Raw genomic sequence first — 15,373 nt, 5'->3', positions numbered from 1 at the left:
GGGTAATGAACTCTTGTCTTCAAACCAAAAACACCTCCATTGAATTTGCATACTTAGTATGCGAATTCAGGAGGTGTTTTTTTCATGTACCACTATTCGGGTTCACTTCAGGTATTAGGGCTTTTTCTCATTATTATATATTAATCGCATTCCTATTTGAGGACCTGCATACGCGACAAATACTTTAATATCATATTTTATTTCTCATCCCCGTTTCCCAAGATTTTTTGCTTAACATCTGATAAATCCTTCGACAACGAACTAAATGCTTTCGCTTGTTCTTCAATGACCTGTTGATTTTTTTCAATAACTTTTTGATATTGTTCTTCGCGCTGTTCATTCTTTTTTTGCGTAGTAAACAGCATCCATACAAATAAAGCTGCGAATGCTCCTTGTTGAATCATTGAATTGAAGATTTGTTCTTCCATCGTTCTCATCTCCTTTTCAAAAATTAAAGAGAATCACACGAGTGATCCTACTCTCATATCCTTATCTCACATTAAAATGTTCTTCTTTTACCCATGTGTTTTGCCCAATATCGATATAACCATCTTTTCTTGCAAAAATCCCATAAGGCACAGACCCATCTACATTACCAGTCCATTCACCATTCGGCCCTTTATATGTGTTAATACCATAACCTGCTGGATATTTTGAATATGCATAGAACCACTGTATATCAAGATGTTCTTGCTTCGCCCATTGCTGCCATCCTAGGCACAACATATTTTCATTACCACCATACCAAGCACCATCCAAAATTAAATATGGAGTCTTAGTATTAATTACTTCACCAGTGAACCAAGCATCTTTATTACCACTACTATATAAATTAATACCCCAACCCTCTGGATATTTAGATGTCGCAATTCCAAGGCCTTTTGGTTGTATCGGTTTATTAGAAGGATCAGTTGTGCCACCACCATCACCTTTTCCCAAGTAGTCTAACGGATTCACAGCATCGCTCTTATTAATGTTCCAAGATCCTTTATGCAATTCAAAATGTAGATGCTGACCAGTAACTTGTCCCGTGCTACCCATAACTCCAATGGTTTGTCCTTGCGTAACATAATCACCTTCTTTAACCGTTCGAGAACCGCTACGCATATGAGCATATACAGTTTCCCATGTAACTCCATCAATAGTGTGCACAATCATAATACACTCACCATAACTAGATGAAACATAAGAACGACTAACTCGCCCGCTAGCTGCTGCATAAATTGGATGATAACCTGATTCAGCAAGGTCTATCCCATGATGATCTGCTCTGCTCCCCCGAAAGCCACTTGTTACTCTCGTTGTATCTGTTGGATAAATAAATTTTGTCATATTAATCTTCCTTTCTATTTATAAGCAATATAAAAAGGCACTTATAAAAGCACCTCTCTTAATTTTTCATTTCTATATATAATAAATCTAGTATTTACAATTCTCACACCATCGCATTCCATAATTACATTCACAGAGTACGAGACCCTTTGTCATTATCTTATATTAAAATGTTCTTCTTTCACCCAAGTGTTTTGTCCAATGTCCATATAACCATCTTTTCTTGCAAAAATCCCATAGGGCACAGAACCATCTACATTACCAGTCCATTCACCATTCGGCCCTTTATATGTATTAATGCCATACCCTGGTGGATATTTTGAATATGCATAGAACCATTGTACTTCAAAGTGTTCCTGCTTTGCCCATTGTTGCCATCCTAAGCACAGCATATTTTCATTCCCACCGTACCAAGCACCATCCAAAATTAAATATGGCGTTTTAGTATTGATTACTTCGCCAGTGAACCAAGCATCTTTATTACCACTACTATATAAATTGATACCCCAACCTTCTGGGTATTTAGATGTCGCAATTCCAAGGCCTTTTGGTTGTAGTGGCTTATTATCACCGCCACCGGTTCCTCCATCAAAATCAACATATTGCTTAACAATTTCAGAGTAGAAGAAATTCCCCCCGTTTTTATATCGATAACCACCATTGTAAGCAACAGCGATAGGGTTACTATATTTCACCATAGCACCAGTCGTATTTCCAAGTGATGGCGCAACAACTGTTTTAGAATACAGATCTGCCACCGGTAATGAATGCTGTTTATTATTAGATGCTAACCAGCGAAGGTAAGCTCGTCCAAAATTATATGATTGAACAATGGCACTTAAATCTGTAATGCCATTTTTCTTCGCATCATCAAAAGCACCCTTTAAATGCTTCACTCCGTAATAAATTGAATCTTTCGGATTTTTAATCGTATTCATTGCCCATCCTTGTGATTCACTGGACTGCATAATATCAGGTGTCGTTTCAGAATTCCCTCCACTTTCTACCATAATAACTCCAAGCACGTAAGGAACTAACTCAGATACACCTTGTGCAGCACATTCACTTTCTACCATTGATTGCCAACGTAACACCTGTTGTGGCAAATTCTTTGTTTTGACTGAAGCAGCTAATAAACTCATCATTAAACATCTCCTTATTTTTCTATTATTTTCGCCTGCAAAACTACTACTTTACTAAATATAACTAGAAGCTAAAGACCCATTAATCCATCAAATCACTTCATGTTACTCACCTTCTTTCACAACAAAAAGAGCAACCATAAAAATAGTTGCCCTTTCGTCGAAATCTTATATTACTACTATAAATCACTTTTTCAATACTTTCTGTACACTGCATGTATCCTACAAAAAGGTAACATTAAAATCCATCTAAAAACTTGACAATCTTCCTTATTTCAGCGTGTTTCCGGCGTATATAGCCTGTACTATAATGCAATTCAAACGAAATTTGTTCTAAAGTCATTCCATCAACATATTTCATTTTAAGTATTTGATGATCCAGTCCTGTAAACTTATTAATCAAAAGCTTTAAATCATACTCTTCATTCATCTTATGAGCTAATTCATATTCAATTGCTTCAATCCGCCCTTCTACCTTAGCCCCTTCCGATTCAGCGGTTAACCTTACATTTTGCAAATCACCGCTAATCCAACGCTTCAATTCGGCTTTTGATTTATCTAAGTTGTATTCTAAATAAGCAATTTCTTCTTCTAACTTCTTATAATCTTTGAGCCATTCGAACACTTACTGATTCACCCACTTCCGTTCTTTTTAAAAAGTCTCTTAATACTAATTTAATAGAATGAATATGCTTATTAGCCTTTTCAATCTTTATTACTCGTAAATCATCTAGTATTTTTTCTTATGACCTATATTTATTTAACACTTCTTGTAATCTCTCACGCTCTTCATCAATAGACTGCACAGTTTTTCTTTCCTCTTCTAGATTTGTTGATTCATCATCTTTATATAACCAATCGGGTACAATCTCTTTTCTATTTGAATACTTCCTACCTGTCCCGTTATATTTCTTTTTCTTGCTCATTTCGAAACGTCTATCTATTATAGCCACATCAACTAATGTTTTAACTTCTTGCTCCTTCCAATTCCTCAATATAGCCTTAATGTAGTTCCATCTTGGTGCATTCTCATCAACGGCTTTATTAATTGCATGCTGAATTAACTCATCACTAAACAAATTACAAAAATCCCCCAACTCTGCAATAGCAATTTCACTTAACGGAATGCCCATCCCCTTAATAAAGTTACAACTTACTTTAACCCTCTCATTAATAAATACACGAGAGTCTAATTTATCCATATCATCATAATGATTAGTATTTTGTATATTAGTATTTTGTATATTAGTATTTCGTTTATTAGTAGTTAGTCTATTAGTATTTAGTAGTGTCTGATTTTCCACATATGGCTTTACCACATCTTGGTTTTCCACTTGTGGCATGTTCCTTTGTGGCGTTTCGTAAATTTCCGTATCCCACCTTGTAATTTTTTTCGTATTCCCATCACGAACAGGATAACGTTTTACATAACCTAATTCTTTTAATTCCTTAAAACCTGTACGGAGCGAATCTTCTCCATCCTTAGCATGTCGAGCTAATTCGCTAATATGAAAAGTCCAATCGTCTGGTAATGTAAGCGCATAGGCTAAGATTCCTTTCGCTTTCCATGACAACCTTTCATCTTTTAAACCAGTATTATTTATAACGGAATAATTACTATCTTTTTTCACTCGAATAATCCCCATACTAGCCACCTCATAAATTCTCAAAAACGGTATTCAATGTTATACTTATCTAGAGATATTTTTTCTTATAGAATCCGCTGCAACGGATTCTTTTCTTATTCATTCAAAACAATCATACTATCCATATCTATTTTCTTCTAAACCTCTCTTATTCCTCAAATTCAACATCCACTTGAATTTCGATATTCATTGGAATTTCTTGTGTTATACGAATCACATTTTGACTCATTCCTTTTTGAATAAGCTTTCTAACCTGCTCTTTTGCATCTTCTTTTGTTTTAAATTCACTGACAGTTGGTAATCCTGCTAAACTGCTAGTAATTACTAAAATCTTTCTTTGCATGTTCTTTCCTCCTACTGAATGTCTGCCATATTTATTTGTGAGTTTTTAACTGTAATTTCTTCATTTAAAACAGTTGGGATTGAATATTCTTCATTAATAATTTGTATTGCTCTATCCAAATGATGACGCTTAATAGCTTTATAACTATTCACACCAAATTCCCGATGTAACTGACTGTAAATATCTCTATATAACTTCCTTCTAAGGCCGATATCCTGATAAGAATTTGAATTTTTACCTCCCAATAACATAACACCTAACCTTTTTACAGCCCTTGTTATTTCTTCACACTCGATAGCATACAGCGGCGTATTTTCTCGCAATCCCTTCACCTCAGACTTAATCTCTTGTATCTCCTGGGTATGCCCTTCTAACGCAGCAAATGTTAACTTTAAAACCCCCATTGGATCCTTTGGCACATTTTGTTGATTTTGTATATACTGCTTCATTCGTTTGAACTCTTTCATGAATTTAATTTTTATTCCAACCGCTTCTCTACTGGTATATCCCATCACAAGTAACGTAAATGCTTCTTCTGTTAAATCATATTTAGGGATTCGCCTGTTCTTTGAATTCATATAAGTGGACTCGTGAAAATTTTCTCCTCCAAACTCTTCACCTACAGATACAATTTGTTTTCGAACTTCCTTCAAAACGTCGAAGTGATCTTTTTTGAATATCTTCGCAATTACCAAACTATCCGTTACTACTTTTCCATTAACTTCAAATACTAATGAACTATGTACTGATGAGTCAGTTAATTGCCCCATCCTCATCTCCTCCTTACTACTAATTTTGAACTATCTTTATTGTATTGAGATAATTTCGCACTACGCATAATTCGTTGCTTTCTTTTTACAGATTAACTAATTATCGAAATTTAAAATAAATACTATGATATGAACCCTTTTATTAAGTCATTATTCAATAATTCGGTTATCCATTTTAAGCAATTCTCCTCCGATTTCAATTCGCTTCGTTTTCTTCAAATTCAAAGAGATATTCCAAATTATGTTCTGGAAAAAAAGTTTTCTTAATTTCAAAAGCTTCATCATAATAAAAACGAAATTTACCATTTATTTTGTCGCTCACTGTTGCGTGGCGAAGTTTCAGATGCGAAGAAATTTGTGTAATCATAATTCTTTTTCTCGCCATCTCTGCACGCAAATTCGAATACATCGACTCACCACCTATTTTTTGTACGATATTGCGTTCATTTCCATTTAAATATAAACTCAATTTCGTATTTAGTCAACAAAAAAACGTATTTAAATACTCAATTTCGTATACTTTTCTATTTACTAACAAATTCAGTTAGGTTATGATATATACAGAAATACGCAATATCGTATACATTTTAATATGAAAGATGGTGAAAGTAATGAAAAAAGCAGAGGTTGTAACACGCTTAATAAAAGAAGCTGGCTATAGCAAAAGAGCCTTCGCCGAAAAAATAGGTCTCCCCCCCACAACACTGCAATCCATGTTATCAAGAGGGATTGGTAAAGCATCTGTTGATAATGTAATAAAAGTTTGTAAGGGATTAGGAATCACTACTGATGATTTAGAAAAACTCGCAACTCAAGAGGACAATACTGTTAAAGAAGAAGTTTCTATTTATGAAACTATCCAAAACGATCAATCAAATATTATTCATATTCCTATCATTGGTTCTGTAGCAGCTGGTACACCTATATTCGCTGAAGAAAATATCGAAGGCTATTTACCAATGCTGAGTACATTTTTAAACAAGCGTAAAAAGTATTTTTATCTTACTGTAAAAGGCACTAGCATGAATCTCGAATTTCCTGATGGTTCTTATGTTTTAGTAGAGGAAACTCCTTATGTTGAAAACGGACAAATTGCTGTTGTAAAAGTCAATGGTTATGATGCTACCGTGAAAAAGATTTCAAAGTCTGGAAGCATCATTACTTTAATACCATTGAGTAATGATCCTATCCACGAACCAAAAACTTACGATCTTTCAGCTGAAGATGTAAAAATCATTGGTCGCGTTGTACAGGCAGTAAAGAATTATTAAGTTATAGCACAAGTGATTTTAAAAAAAAGATAAAATCACTTCTTTTGAAAAGATTTTCTTAGTAACCTGATTTAAGAAACCAAAAACAATCCATTATCTAGTAGTTAATTTATCCAATAACTTCACCAAAAAAGCCCTGATACCGTAGTATCAAGGCTTTTTCTTCTCTTATCATATAGAGATATACCGATTGCATCCCCATTGGTAGACTTGCATACGGAAAATATCCCTTCGTTTTATATGATAATGTTTTTTTGTGATATCACTACTTGTTACTAATACTTGGCTTTTATGTGGCTGTTTTTCATTTTACAGCCACATTGAAGTGTAATAATAAGGAATTAAAAAACCCTTGATACGAGTTGTATCAAGGGTTCAAGCCTCCTAGTATAGAGACATATATTGATCGCGTTCCCATTGGTGAACTTGTGTTCTAAAGATATCCCACTCAATCTCTTTCGCTTCGATGAAGTGCTCAAGTAAGTGTTCTCCTAGTGCACCGCATACTACTTCATTAGATTGTAATGTAACTAACGCTTGCGCTAATGTTGCTGGCAAGTCAACGATACCTGCTTCTTCGCGCTCTTCTTTTGTCATTACATAGATGTTACGGTCTACTGCAGCTGGTGGAGTTAATTTGTTTTTAATTCCATCAAGACCTGCAGCTAATAATGTAGCCATTACTAAATATGGGTTTGCAGCTGGGTCAACACTACGTACTTCTACGCGTGTACTAATACCACGAGATGCAGGGATACGTACTAACGGGCTACGGTTTTGTGCAGACCATGCTACGTAACAAGGTGCTTCATATCCAGGTACTAGACGTTTGTATGAGTTTACAGTTGGGTTTGCTATCGCTGTAAATGCTGGTGCATGTTTTAAAATACCTGCGATGAAGTGACGAGCATCATCACTTAGTTGTAAGTCACCGTTTGCATCAAAGAATACGTTCTCACCATTTTTAAATAATGATAAGTTACAGTGCATACCTGAACCGTTCACACCGTATAGTGGTTTTGGCATAAATGTTGCGTGTAAACCATGTTTACGAGCAATTGTTTTTACAACAAGTTTGAATGTTTGAATGTCATCACATGAGCGAATTGCATTTGCATATTTAAAGTCAATTTCATGCTGCCCTGGAGCAACCTCATGGTGAGATGCTTCAATTTCAAATCCCATTTCTTCAAGTTCAAGAACGATATCACGACGACAGTTTTCCCCTAGATCCATCGGCGCAAGGTCGAAGTATCCACCGTTATCGTTTAATTCTAATGTTGGATTTCCTTTTTCATCAACCTTAAATAGGAAGAATTCTGGCTCTGGTCCAAGATTGAAGTCTGAAAATCCTAAAGCTTCCATTTCTTTTAACACACGTTTTAAGTTGTTACGTGGGTCTCCATCAAATGGAGTGCCATCTGCATTGTAAATATCACAGATTAGTCGAGCTACTTTACCTTTTTCAGCTGTCCAAGGGAAAATTACCCAAGTGTCTAAATCAGGATATAAATACATATCAGATTCTTCAATACGTACGAAACCTTCAATCGAAGATCCATCAAACATCATTTTGTTATCAAGAGCTTTCGTTAATTGTCTCACTGGAATCTCTACGTTTTTAATTACCCCTAAAAGGTCCGTAAATTGTAAACGGATATACTTTACATTCTCTTCTTTCGCCAAACGGAAAATATCTTCTTTTGTGTATCTAGACATTATAAATTCCTCCTTAGTCCCTCTAATCGCCTTCAGAATCAGTTATCTTTAGTGAAAAAATCTTGAAATGTCACCTTGTCGCAATGAAGTTCGATTGAATCTACCTGTATGTTGTAGTTCATCTCGAAGTATTTTGCGAAGCTCAGTTTTTGAAATTTCTTTCGTTTCTTCTTTTACTTTCACTGCTTCTGTTTGATTTTCTTTCATTAGTAACACTTGTTTAATACCAGCCATATTCAAGCCTTGATCTAACAAATCTTTAATTTCTAACAACTTATCTACATCGTTAAATGAAAATAATCTACGATTCCCCTTCGTACGGGTTGGAGAAACAAGATTATGCTCTTCATAGTAGCGAATTTGACGTGCAGACAATTGTGTTAAATCCATAACAATACCAATAGGAAACAGCGGGGCAGAACGTCTATCTTCTTTCATTTTTCAGTTCCTCCTTCGCCTTAACTGTTTCTCATTTTATACCATGTTATGTTTAGTGTCAATAGATGTTAGCTTTTCTTACATGATTTTTTATAAATTTTTTCATTCTTTTTTCTAATCTCACAAATCATTACTTTTATACGAAAAAAGCTGCCGAAATCGACAGCTTTCCTTTAAGAAATTGTTAATAAATTCTTTTCAATCAATTCATCAATCGCAGAACAAATCGCAATTTTAACATGCGAATACGTTAAGCCACCTTGAACATACGCAACATATGGCGGTCTAATTGGACCATCAGCAGACAATTCAATACTTGCACCTTGAATAAACGTTCCCGCAGCCATAATCACATCATCTTCATAACCCGGCATATAGTTTGCATACGGAGTAAAATGCGAATTAATTGGAGATGCATATTGAATCGCTTGGCAGAAGGCAACCATACGGTCTTTATCATCAAATTGAACAGATTGAATTAAGTCTGTTCTTGGTGCATTCCACGCTGGTGACGTGTTCATTCCTAACTTTTCTAAAAAAGCAGCTGTAAAAATCGCACCTTTTAGCGCTTGCCCCGCAACATGTGGCGCTAAGAAGAAACCTTGATACATTTCTTGCAGACTGTATAAAGACGCTCCAGCTTCGGCACCAATTCCCGGAGATGTTAAACGATATGCACACGCTTCAACATACTGTTCTTTGCCGACAATGTAGCCACCAGTTTTTACAATTCCCCCGCCTGGGTTTTTAATAAGCGAACCTGCCATTAAATCCGCACCAACATGACACGGCTCTTGCTCTTCAATAAACTCGCCATAACAATTATCTACAAACACAACAACATCAGGTTTAATTTCTTTAACAAACGCGATCATCTCTTTAATTTGAGAAATAGTAAACGATGGACGAGTAGCATAACCTTTCGAGCGCTGAATACCGATCATTTTCGTATTACTATGAATCGCTGCTGCAACAGCTTCAAAATCAACAAGCCCAGCTTCAGTTAGTGGAACTGCATTGTAACCAATATTATATTCTTTAAATGAACCTACACCTTTCCCACGCACACCAACGATTTCCTCTAACGTATCATACGGTTTCCCAGTGATATACAATAACTCATCTCCCGGGCGTAAAATACCAAATAACGCTGTAGAGATAGCGTGAGTACCTGAAATAATTTGCGGACGAACAAGTCCAGCTTCCGCCCCAAATACATCAGCATATACTTTTTCTAACGTATCACGGCCAATATCATCATAACCATAACCTGTCGTCGGGATAAAATGCGAGTCACTAATTTTATGTTTACGAAAACTTTCTAATACACGAAACTGATTACTTTCAATTACTTCATCCGCACGTTTATGTACTTCTGTAATCTGACTCTCTACTTCTTTTACGATTGGAGCAATTTTTTCTCCATTTTTCAAACGATCAAACATTTTTATTTTCTCCTTCTTCCACTAAAAATCTCTTTAATTGCACATTAAGCGATGAATGAGTAAAAATATACCCTGCACAATCATATACAAATTTATCTTCCAGAAACTCCATCTTTGCTAATAGCGTTTCCGTCTTTAAAAGCGTTAATAACTTACCTTCACTCGGAGGGATTTCCACTCGATAACGATCCATTTCTTTCTTCATTTTCATTTCTATCGCTTCTTTTATACGCAATAAATCACTTTCTTCAAAAGCACTAGTCATTAAGAAATCACTTTTCGGAAACGGAATAAAGTTTTGATGTAATTCATCTTTTTTATTATATAACGTAATAATAGGAATATGATTAATTTCAAGTTCTGATAATAATCGTTTTACTGTTTTTTCATGCCCTATGTAGTTAGGATCCGCAGAATCAACTACATGTAAAATAACATCTGCTTCCCCCGCTTCTTCCAGTGTTGAACGAAAAGCAGCGATTAATGAAGTGGGTAAATCTTGTATAAAACCAACAGTATCAGTTAGTAATACTGTATAACCAGAAGGTAACGGCATCTTCCTCGTCGTTGGGTCTAGTGTTGCAAACAGAAGGTTTTCTTCAAACGTATTAGCTTCCGTTAATCTATTAAACAGTGTCGATTTCCCTGCATTTGTATACCCTATTAATGAGACTTGAAATACTTTATTATCTTTTCTTCTCTCACGATATCTTTTTCGATGTTCCACAACAACTGCAAGTTGTTTCTTTATTTCATCAATACGCGATCGAATATGACGACGATCCGTCTCAAGTTTCGTCTCACCCGGTCCTCTCGTTCCAATACCACCACCAAGACGCGATAAGGACAACCCTTGCCCCATAAGACGTGGCATTGTATATTGCAACTGAGCTAATTCTACTTGAAGCTTACCTTCCCTCGACTTCGCACGTTGCGCAAAAATATCTAGTATTAGTTGCGTTCGATCAATTACTCTCGCATCTAATACTGAGGATAAATTCCGAATTTGACTCGGCGTTAATTCATTATTAAATACAATAACATCCGGCTCTAATTCTTCAGTTAACATTGTAAGCTCTTCTAATTTCCCTTTACCTATGTAAGTTGCCGGATGAAACTTTGGTCGTTTTTGCGTTGTTGAAACTAACAATTCTGCTCGTGCAGTCTTCGCTAGTGATGCAAGCTCTTTCATGGAATGCATAAATTTTTCATCATCATCTTGTGGCAATTGACAGCCTACTAGTATGACTTTTTCTTTTTCTTCCATCAAATATGTTCACTCATCCTTTTCGAAATTTAAACCTTCTAATATAATAGCAGAGGAAGCACATTTCATCTAGTTAGCGGGGGAGAAAATTCATGGCATGGGAGATTTTTAGCATCATAGGCACAATCGCTTTCGCACTAAGCGGAGCCATTGTTGCAATGGAAGAGGATTATGATATTTTCGGGGTGTATATTTTAGGAATGGCAACCGCATTTGGGGGAGGTGCCCTTCGTAATTTATTAATCGGTTATCCGATTGTCGCGTTTTGGCAACAAGACATGTTATTCCAAATCGCACTTTTATCAATGACTATTATTTTTCTTTTTCCAAATAAATTAATTAGACATTGGAAAAAGTGGGAAAATATCACTGACGCTATCGGCTTATCAGCATTTGCTGTACAAGGAGCATTATATGCTCAAAAATTAAATTTACCAATTAGCGCCACAATCGTAGCAGCTGTTTTAACCGGTATTGGCGGTGGTATCATTCGCGACCTTTTAGCCCGCAGAAAACCTCTCGTTCTTCGAGCTGAAGTATATGCCTTTTGGACGATTTTAGCAGGTTTCTTAATTGGCGCTCAAATTATTGTTAGCGATTGGGCTCTTTACATTTTATTCATTTTAATTGTTTGCTTCCGCATGGTTTCTATTCATTACAAATGGCATTTACCGCACAGACGTATCGAAACGAAAGAACGTTCAATGCATAAATAGCAATCTAACCTCTTTACATATTGTAAAGAGGTTTTTCTTTTCTAACGATTTTTTCTTTATATAATGTTTATACTAATTTTTAAAGTGAGGTGAATACAAATGACAAACCACGTTAATAAAGGAGCTCAAAAAAGCTCAGTAAATCAATTTGGACACGATCCTAATTCAGCACACGAAAAGAGCGCTAAAATGGAACGCTTCCATAAAGCACGCCAAGAAAAAGAAAAAAAAGAGTAAACGAACTTATACACAAAAATCGACGCACAGTTTATGTACTGTGCGTCTCCTCTTCGAGCATTAAATCCATACTCGATATTCCAATTAAATCATTTTTATCATACGCATCTTCTTGTAACAACCGCATCGCCTGTGTACGAATTGATTTTTCAACAATATTCCGTACATACCGCCCATTACTAAACGATGTAATTTGCGACGAATACTTCACCGCATGTAAATGATCCCTAAATTTCCATTCAGCTTCTTTTGATAACTGATATTCACGATCTTCATACATTCTCTTCCCAATTTCCAATAGCTGATTTACCGAGTAATCCGCAAATTCAATAATAAATGGAAAACGAGATTGCAGCCCTGGATTTAATGAAAGAAAGTGATTCATCTCTCTTGAATATCCAGCTAAAATCAATACAAAACCATGTTGTTTATCTTCCATATGTTTTACAAGCGTATCAATTGCTTCTTTCCCAAAGTCCTTCTCTCCTCCTCGAGCTAAAGAATACGCCTCATCAATAAACAAAATACCTCCCATTGCTTTTTTTATTAAATCTCTTGTTTTTTGAGCTGTATGGCCGATGTACTCTCCTACAAGATCAGCACGTTCAGCTTCAACCAAGTGGCCTTTCGATAGAATATTCATCTCAAACAGCAATTTCCCTATCATTCTAGCAACAGTTGTCTTCCCTGTACCCGGATTCCCTTTAAACAGCATATGAAGTACTTGCTTCTCAGACTTCAATCCCTTCTCTTGTCTTTTTTTATTCACATAAATCCAAGCATATATTTCTTTTATTATCTTTTTTATATCATCCATCCCAACAAGCTTCCCCATCTCTTCTTCAATTCTCTGCAGCATTTCATGTTTAATTGTAGTTTCATTTGAAATTACCGTTTTATTTTCTGCGGCTGGCAAAGAAATTTTCTTTCGATGGTTTAACACAATATTAATTTGATTGTTGTTTTTCTTTCGCATCGATTGTTCCATACAATCACCTCATTTTATCCCGCTATTTGCGAGCAGTAAGACTCCCACCTCAACATTCAGCAAACGCTCGGTATTTAAGCGGGAGATAACCACCCGTAAATGCCCGATTGGTTTAACTAATAATCAGCAGGGGATGAACAAAATCCCCACTGATTATAGTTTCACTTTATCCACTCACCAAATATTATTATTCCTGTCCCCCTTGTAAATGCCTATTTTCAGAAAAGTTTGCTATAATATAAGAAATAATTAAGGTGGTGGGACTATGGAGACAACGGAATTCCATGATACAATACAAGCCTTTTCTATTTTTTTATTGAATAAAGGCCGAAAACCCTCAACTATTAAACGTTATGTTTATGACGTTGAAGACTTCGGACATTGGTTAGAAAAAAACAAAAAGCTCCCTTCCAGTAATATATGGGCTACACTTTGTACAAAAGACTACGAAGATTACTTTTCCGATTTAAAAACGAATCGACATTACTCAGAAAAAACGATGCATCGTGTATTTACTGTATTAAATAGAATGCATCATTTTCTAAACATTCCCAATCCATTGAAGAATATGGAAATATCTATTCAACCAGACCGTACACTTCGTAACGAAGATTTCATTTCACCTGATGAAGAAAAAAGATTAAAGTATATAGTCACTTCATTAGAAGGACTTTCAGAAAAACAACTTCCTGTGCGCCCTTTATTAATGGATCGCAATATCGCCATTTTAAATCTATTGATCGACTACGGTTTATCCTTACAGGAACTTACAGCATTAACAATGCATCACGTTCACTTTGAAACTAACACATTGTCAATCCCAGCAACCGCAGGTGTAGAAAGAACAATTACATTAGCAAAAGAAGACAAAAAACAACTATATAATTATTACAAAAGTATCCCAGAACCAGTTCGTCCTAAGTATCATAGTGACGATTCATTGTTTGTCGCATTTGATTTTAACCGCGGAACATACAGGTGGGTATATGAAAATGATGCACCAAAGGCATTAACGGAAATTGCTATACAAAAAATGATTCGCCTCGAAGTGGCTAGAGCCAATTTACGTAAAGGAATTTCAGGACAACATTTTCGTAACACCTATATTTTAAACTTAATAAAAAAAGAAACTCCTGAATCAGAAATTATAAAACTCGCTGGATTCAAATCAAAAATTTCATTAAAGCGATATTATCAATACGCAGAAAATAGAAAAAACGCCTTATTGTAAGGCGTTTTTTCTATTTTTTCTTTAAACAAACGATTTTACTATGACCATTTAACCAATTTCTGCATCTACTATGATGAGTTTCGTTCACATTTTCATGAGAAAGGAGAGATTTAATGTCTCGTTATAACGACAGTCAAAACAAATTCTCCAAACCATGCTTTCCAAGTAGCGCCGGACGAATCCCAAATACTCCATCAATCCCAATTACTAAAGCTCAACTTAGAACATTTCGTGCGATTATTATTGATTTAACAAAAATAATCCCAAAACTTTTCGCAAATCCATCTCCCCAAAATATTGAAGATCTAATCGATACATTGAACCTACTAAGTAAATTTATTTGTTCACTAGACGCGACTTCCTCCCTGAAAGCACAAGGGTTAGCTATTATTAAAAACTTAATAACTATATTAAGAAATCCAACCTTTGTAGCAAGCGCTGTATTTATTGAGCTTCAAAATCTCATTAACTATTTACTATACATTACAAAATTATTCCGAATTGACCCTTGCACACTTCAAGAGCTTCTTAAATTAATAGCAGCATTACAAACTGCTCTAGTTAATTCTGCTTCGTTCATTCAAGGACCTACCGGACCTACTGGACCAGCAGGCGCTACTGGTGCCACTGGACCTCGAGGTAGCACTGGCGCTACCGGCGCTACTGGCTCTCAGGGACCTCAAGGTAACACGGGTGCTACTGGACCTCAAGGTGCTCAAGGTAACACGGGGGCTACGGGTGCCACTGGACCTCAAGGCGTTCAAGGTAACACAGGTGCTACCGGCGCTACTGGACCTCAAGGCGTTCAAGGTAACACAGGTGCTACCG

At 35.9% G+C, this 15,373-nt stretch carries 18 protein-coding genes; 5 read left to right on the top strand and 13 right to left on the bottom strand.

The window, feature by feature from the left end; all coding sequences use genetic code 11:
- Window positions 1–197: 197 nt before the first annotated feature.
- From MR170_RS26940 to MR170_RS26905, 8 genes are all read right to left on the bottom strand, one after another.
- Window positions 198–428 carry a BhlA/UviB family holin-like peptide gene (locus MR170_RS26940; protein ID WP_000392443.1) on the bottom strand — a complete coding sequence of 77 codons (231 nt, stop codon included), beginning with the start codon at window positions 426–428 and terminating at the stop codon, window positions 198–200.
- Between the two features lie 61 nt (window positions 429–489).
- Window positions 490–1,332, bottom strand: coding sequence for a M23 family metallopeptidase (locus MR170_RS26935; RefSeq protein ID WP_242310060.1), 843 nt, complete (start codon window positions 1,330–1,332; stop codon window positions 490–492).
- A gap of 155 nt (window positions 1,333–1,487) precedes the next feature.
- Window positions 1,488–2,474, bottom strand: a complete 987-nt coding sequence (locus MR170_RS26930) for a lysozyme family protein (RefSeq protein WP_048564706.1) — start codon at window positions 2,472–2,474, stop codon at window positions 1,488–1,490.
- A gap of 238 nt (window positions 2,475–2,712) precedes the next feature.
- A complete protein-coding gene (locus tag MR170_RS26925; protein WP_029443071.1) occupies window positions 2,713–3,099 on the bottom strand; it encodes a DUF1492 domain-containing protein in 387 nt (128 codons plus the stop codon).
- A 118-nt stretch (window positions 3,100–3,217) separates the two neighbouring features.
- Window positions 3,218–4,120 (bottom strand): DnaD domain protein, encoded by a 903-nt coding sequence (locus tag MR170_RS26920; RefSeq protein WP_029443072.1) that lies wholly within the window; start codon window positions 4,118–4,120, stop codon window positions 3,218–3,220.
- A 148-nt stretch (window positions 4,121–4,268) separates the two neighbouring features.
- The gene (locus MR170_RS26915; RefSeq protein WP_001189064.1) at window positions 4,269–4,463 is read right to left on the bottom strand and encodes a hypothetical protein; all 195 of its coding nucleotides are present in this window, start codon (window positions 4,461–4,463) and stop codon (window positions 4,269–4,271) included.
- An 11-nt stretch (window positions 4,464–4,474) separates the two neighbouring features.
- Entirely contained in the window at window positions 4,475–5,233 is a 759-nt protein-coding gene (locus MR170_RS26910) for an ORF6C domain-containing protein (protein ID WP_048564701.1), read from the bottom strand.
- Window positions 5,234–5,429: 196 nt separating this feature from the next.
- A complete protein-coding gene (locus MR170_RS26905; protein WP_029443074.1) occupies window positions 5,430–5,642 on the bottom strand; it encodes a hypothetical protein in 213 nt (70 codons plus the stop codon).
- Window positions 5,643–5,844: 202 nt separating this feature from the next.
- On the opposite strand from MR170_RS26905, the gene MR170_RS26900 reads away from it, so the two are divergent.
- Window positions 5,845–6,504: a LexA family protein gene (locus MR170_RS26900; RefSeq protein WP_000708856.1), complete on the top strand. Its 660-nt coding sequence runs from the start codon at window positions 5,845–5,847 to the stop codon at window positions 6,502–6,504.
- A gap of 384 nt (window positions 6,505–6,888) precedes the next feature.
- On the opposite strand, the gene glnA is transcribed toward MR170_RS26900, so the two are convergent.
- The 4 genes from glnA to hflX all read right to left on the bottom strand — a co-directional run bounded on the left by glnA (window position 6,889) and on the right by hflX (window position 11,373).
- Window positions 6,889–8,223 (bottom strand): type I glutamate--ammonia ligase, encoded by a 1,335-nt coding sequence (gene glnA / locus MR170_RS26895; RefSeq protein ID WP_000092763.1) that lies wholly within the window; start codon window positions 8,221–8,223, stop codon window positions 6,889–6,891.
- 48 nt (window positions 8,224–8,271) lie between these two features.
- Window positions 8,272–8,661, bottom strand: a complete 390-nt coding sequence (gene glnR, locus MR170_RS26890; protein WP_000656783.1) for a transcriptional repressor GlnR — start codon at window positions 8,659–8,661, stop codon at window positions 8,272–8,274.
- 173 nt (window positions 8,662–8,834) lie between these two features.
- A complete protein-coding gene (locus MR170_RS26885) occupies window positions 8,835–10,106 on the bottom strand; it encodes a methionine gamma-lyase family protein (RefSeq protein ID WP_016080610.1) in 1,272 nt (423 codons plus the stop codon).
- Window positions 10,099–11,373, bottom strand: a complete 1,275-nt coding sequence (gene hflX, locus MR170_RS26880; protein ID WP_016080609.1) for a GTPase HflX — start codon at window positions 11,371–11,373, stop codon at window positions 10,099–10,101. The genes MR170_RS26885 and hflX overlap by 8 nt, the downstream gene beginning before the upstream one ends.
- 92 nt (window positions 11,374–11,465) lie before the next feature.
- On the opposite strand from hflX, the gene MR170_RS26875 reads away from it, so the two are divergent.
- Entirely contained in the window at window positions 11,466–12,089 is a 624-nt protein-coding gene (locus MR170_RS26875; protein WP_000312267.1) for a trimeric intracellular cation channel family protein, read from the top strand.
- Between the two features lie 99 nt (window positions 12,090–12,188).
- A complete protein-coding gene (locus MR170_RS26870) occupies window positions 12,189–12,326 on the top strand; it encodes a hypothetical protein (RefSeq protein ID WP_172452094.1) in 138 nt (45 codons plus the stop codon).
- Window positions 12,327–12,357: 31 nt separating this feature from the next.
- Here MR170_RS26870 and spoVK read toward each other — a convergent pair whose 3' ends face one another.
- Entirely contained in the window at window positions 12,358–13,314 is a 957-nt protein-coding gene (gene spoVK / locus MR170_RS26865; protein ID WP_016080607.1) for a stage V sporulation protein K, read from the bottom strand.
- A 265-nt stretch (window positions 13,315–13,579) separates the two neighbouring features.
- Here spoVK and MR170_RS26860 point away from each other — a divergent pair, with 265 nt between their 5' ends.
- Together MR170_RS26860 and MR170_RS26855 are read left to right on the top strand one after the other, a co-directional pair.
- A complete protein-coding gene (locus MR170_RS26860; protein WP_000450330.1) occupies window positions 13,580–14,545 on the top strand; it encodes a tyrosine-type recombinase/integrase in 966 nt (321 codons plus the stop codon).
- 113 nt (window positions 14,546–14,658) lie between these two features.
- Window positions 14,659–15,373 (top strand): collagen-like repeat preface domain-containing protein (locus MR170_RS26855; RefSeq protein WP_242310057.1); only part of this gene is annotated, 715 nt, incomplete at its 3' end.

Source organism: Bacillus cereus group sp. BfR-BA-01524 (assembly GCF_022662595.1).
Lineage (GTDB): Bacteria > Bacillota > Bacilli > Bacillales > Bacillaceae_G > Bacillus_A > Bacillus_A thuringiensis_S.
This window is presented reverse-complemented; position numbering and strand designations above follow the sequence as displayed.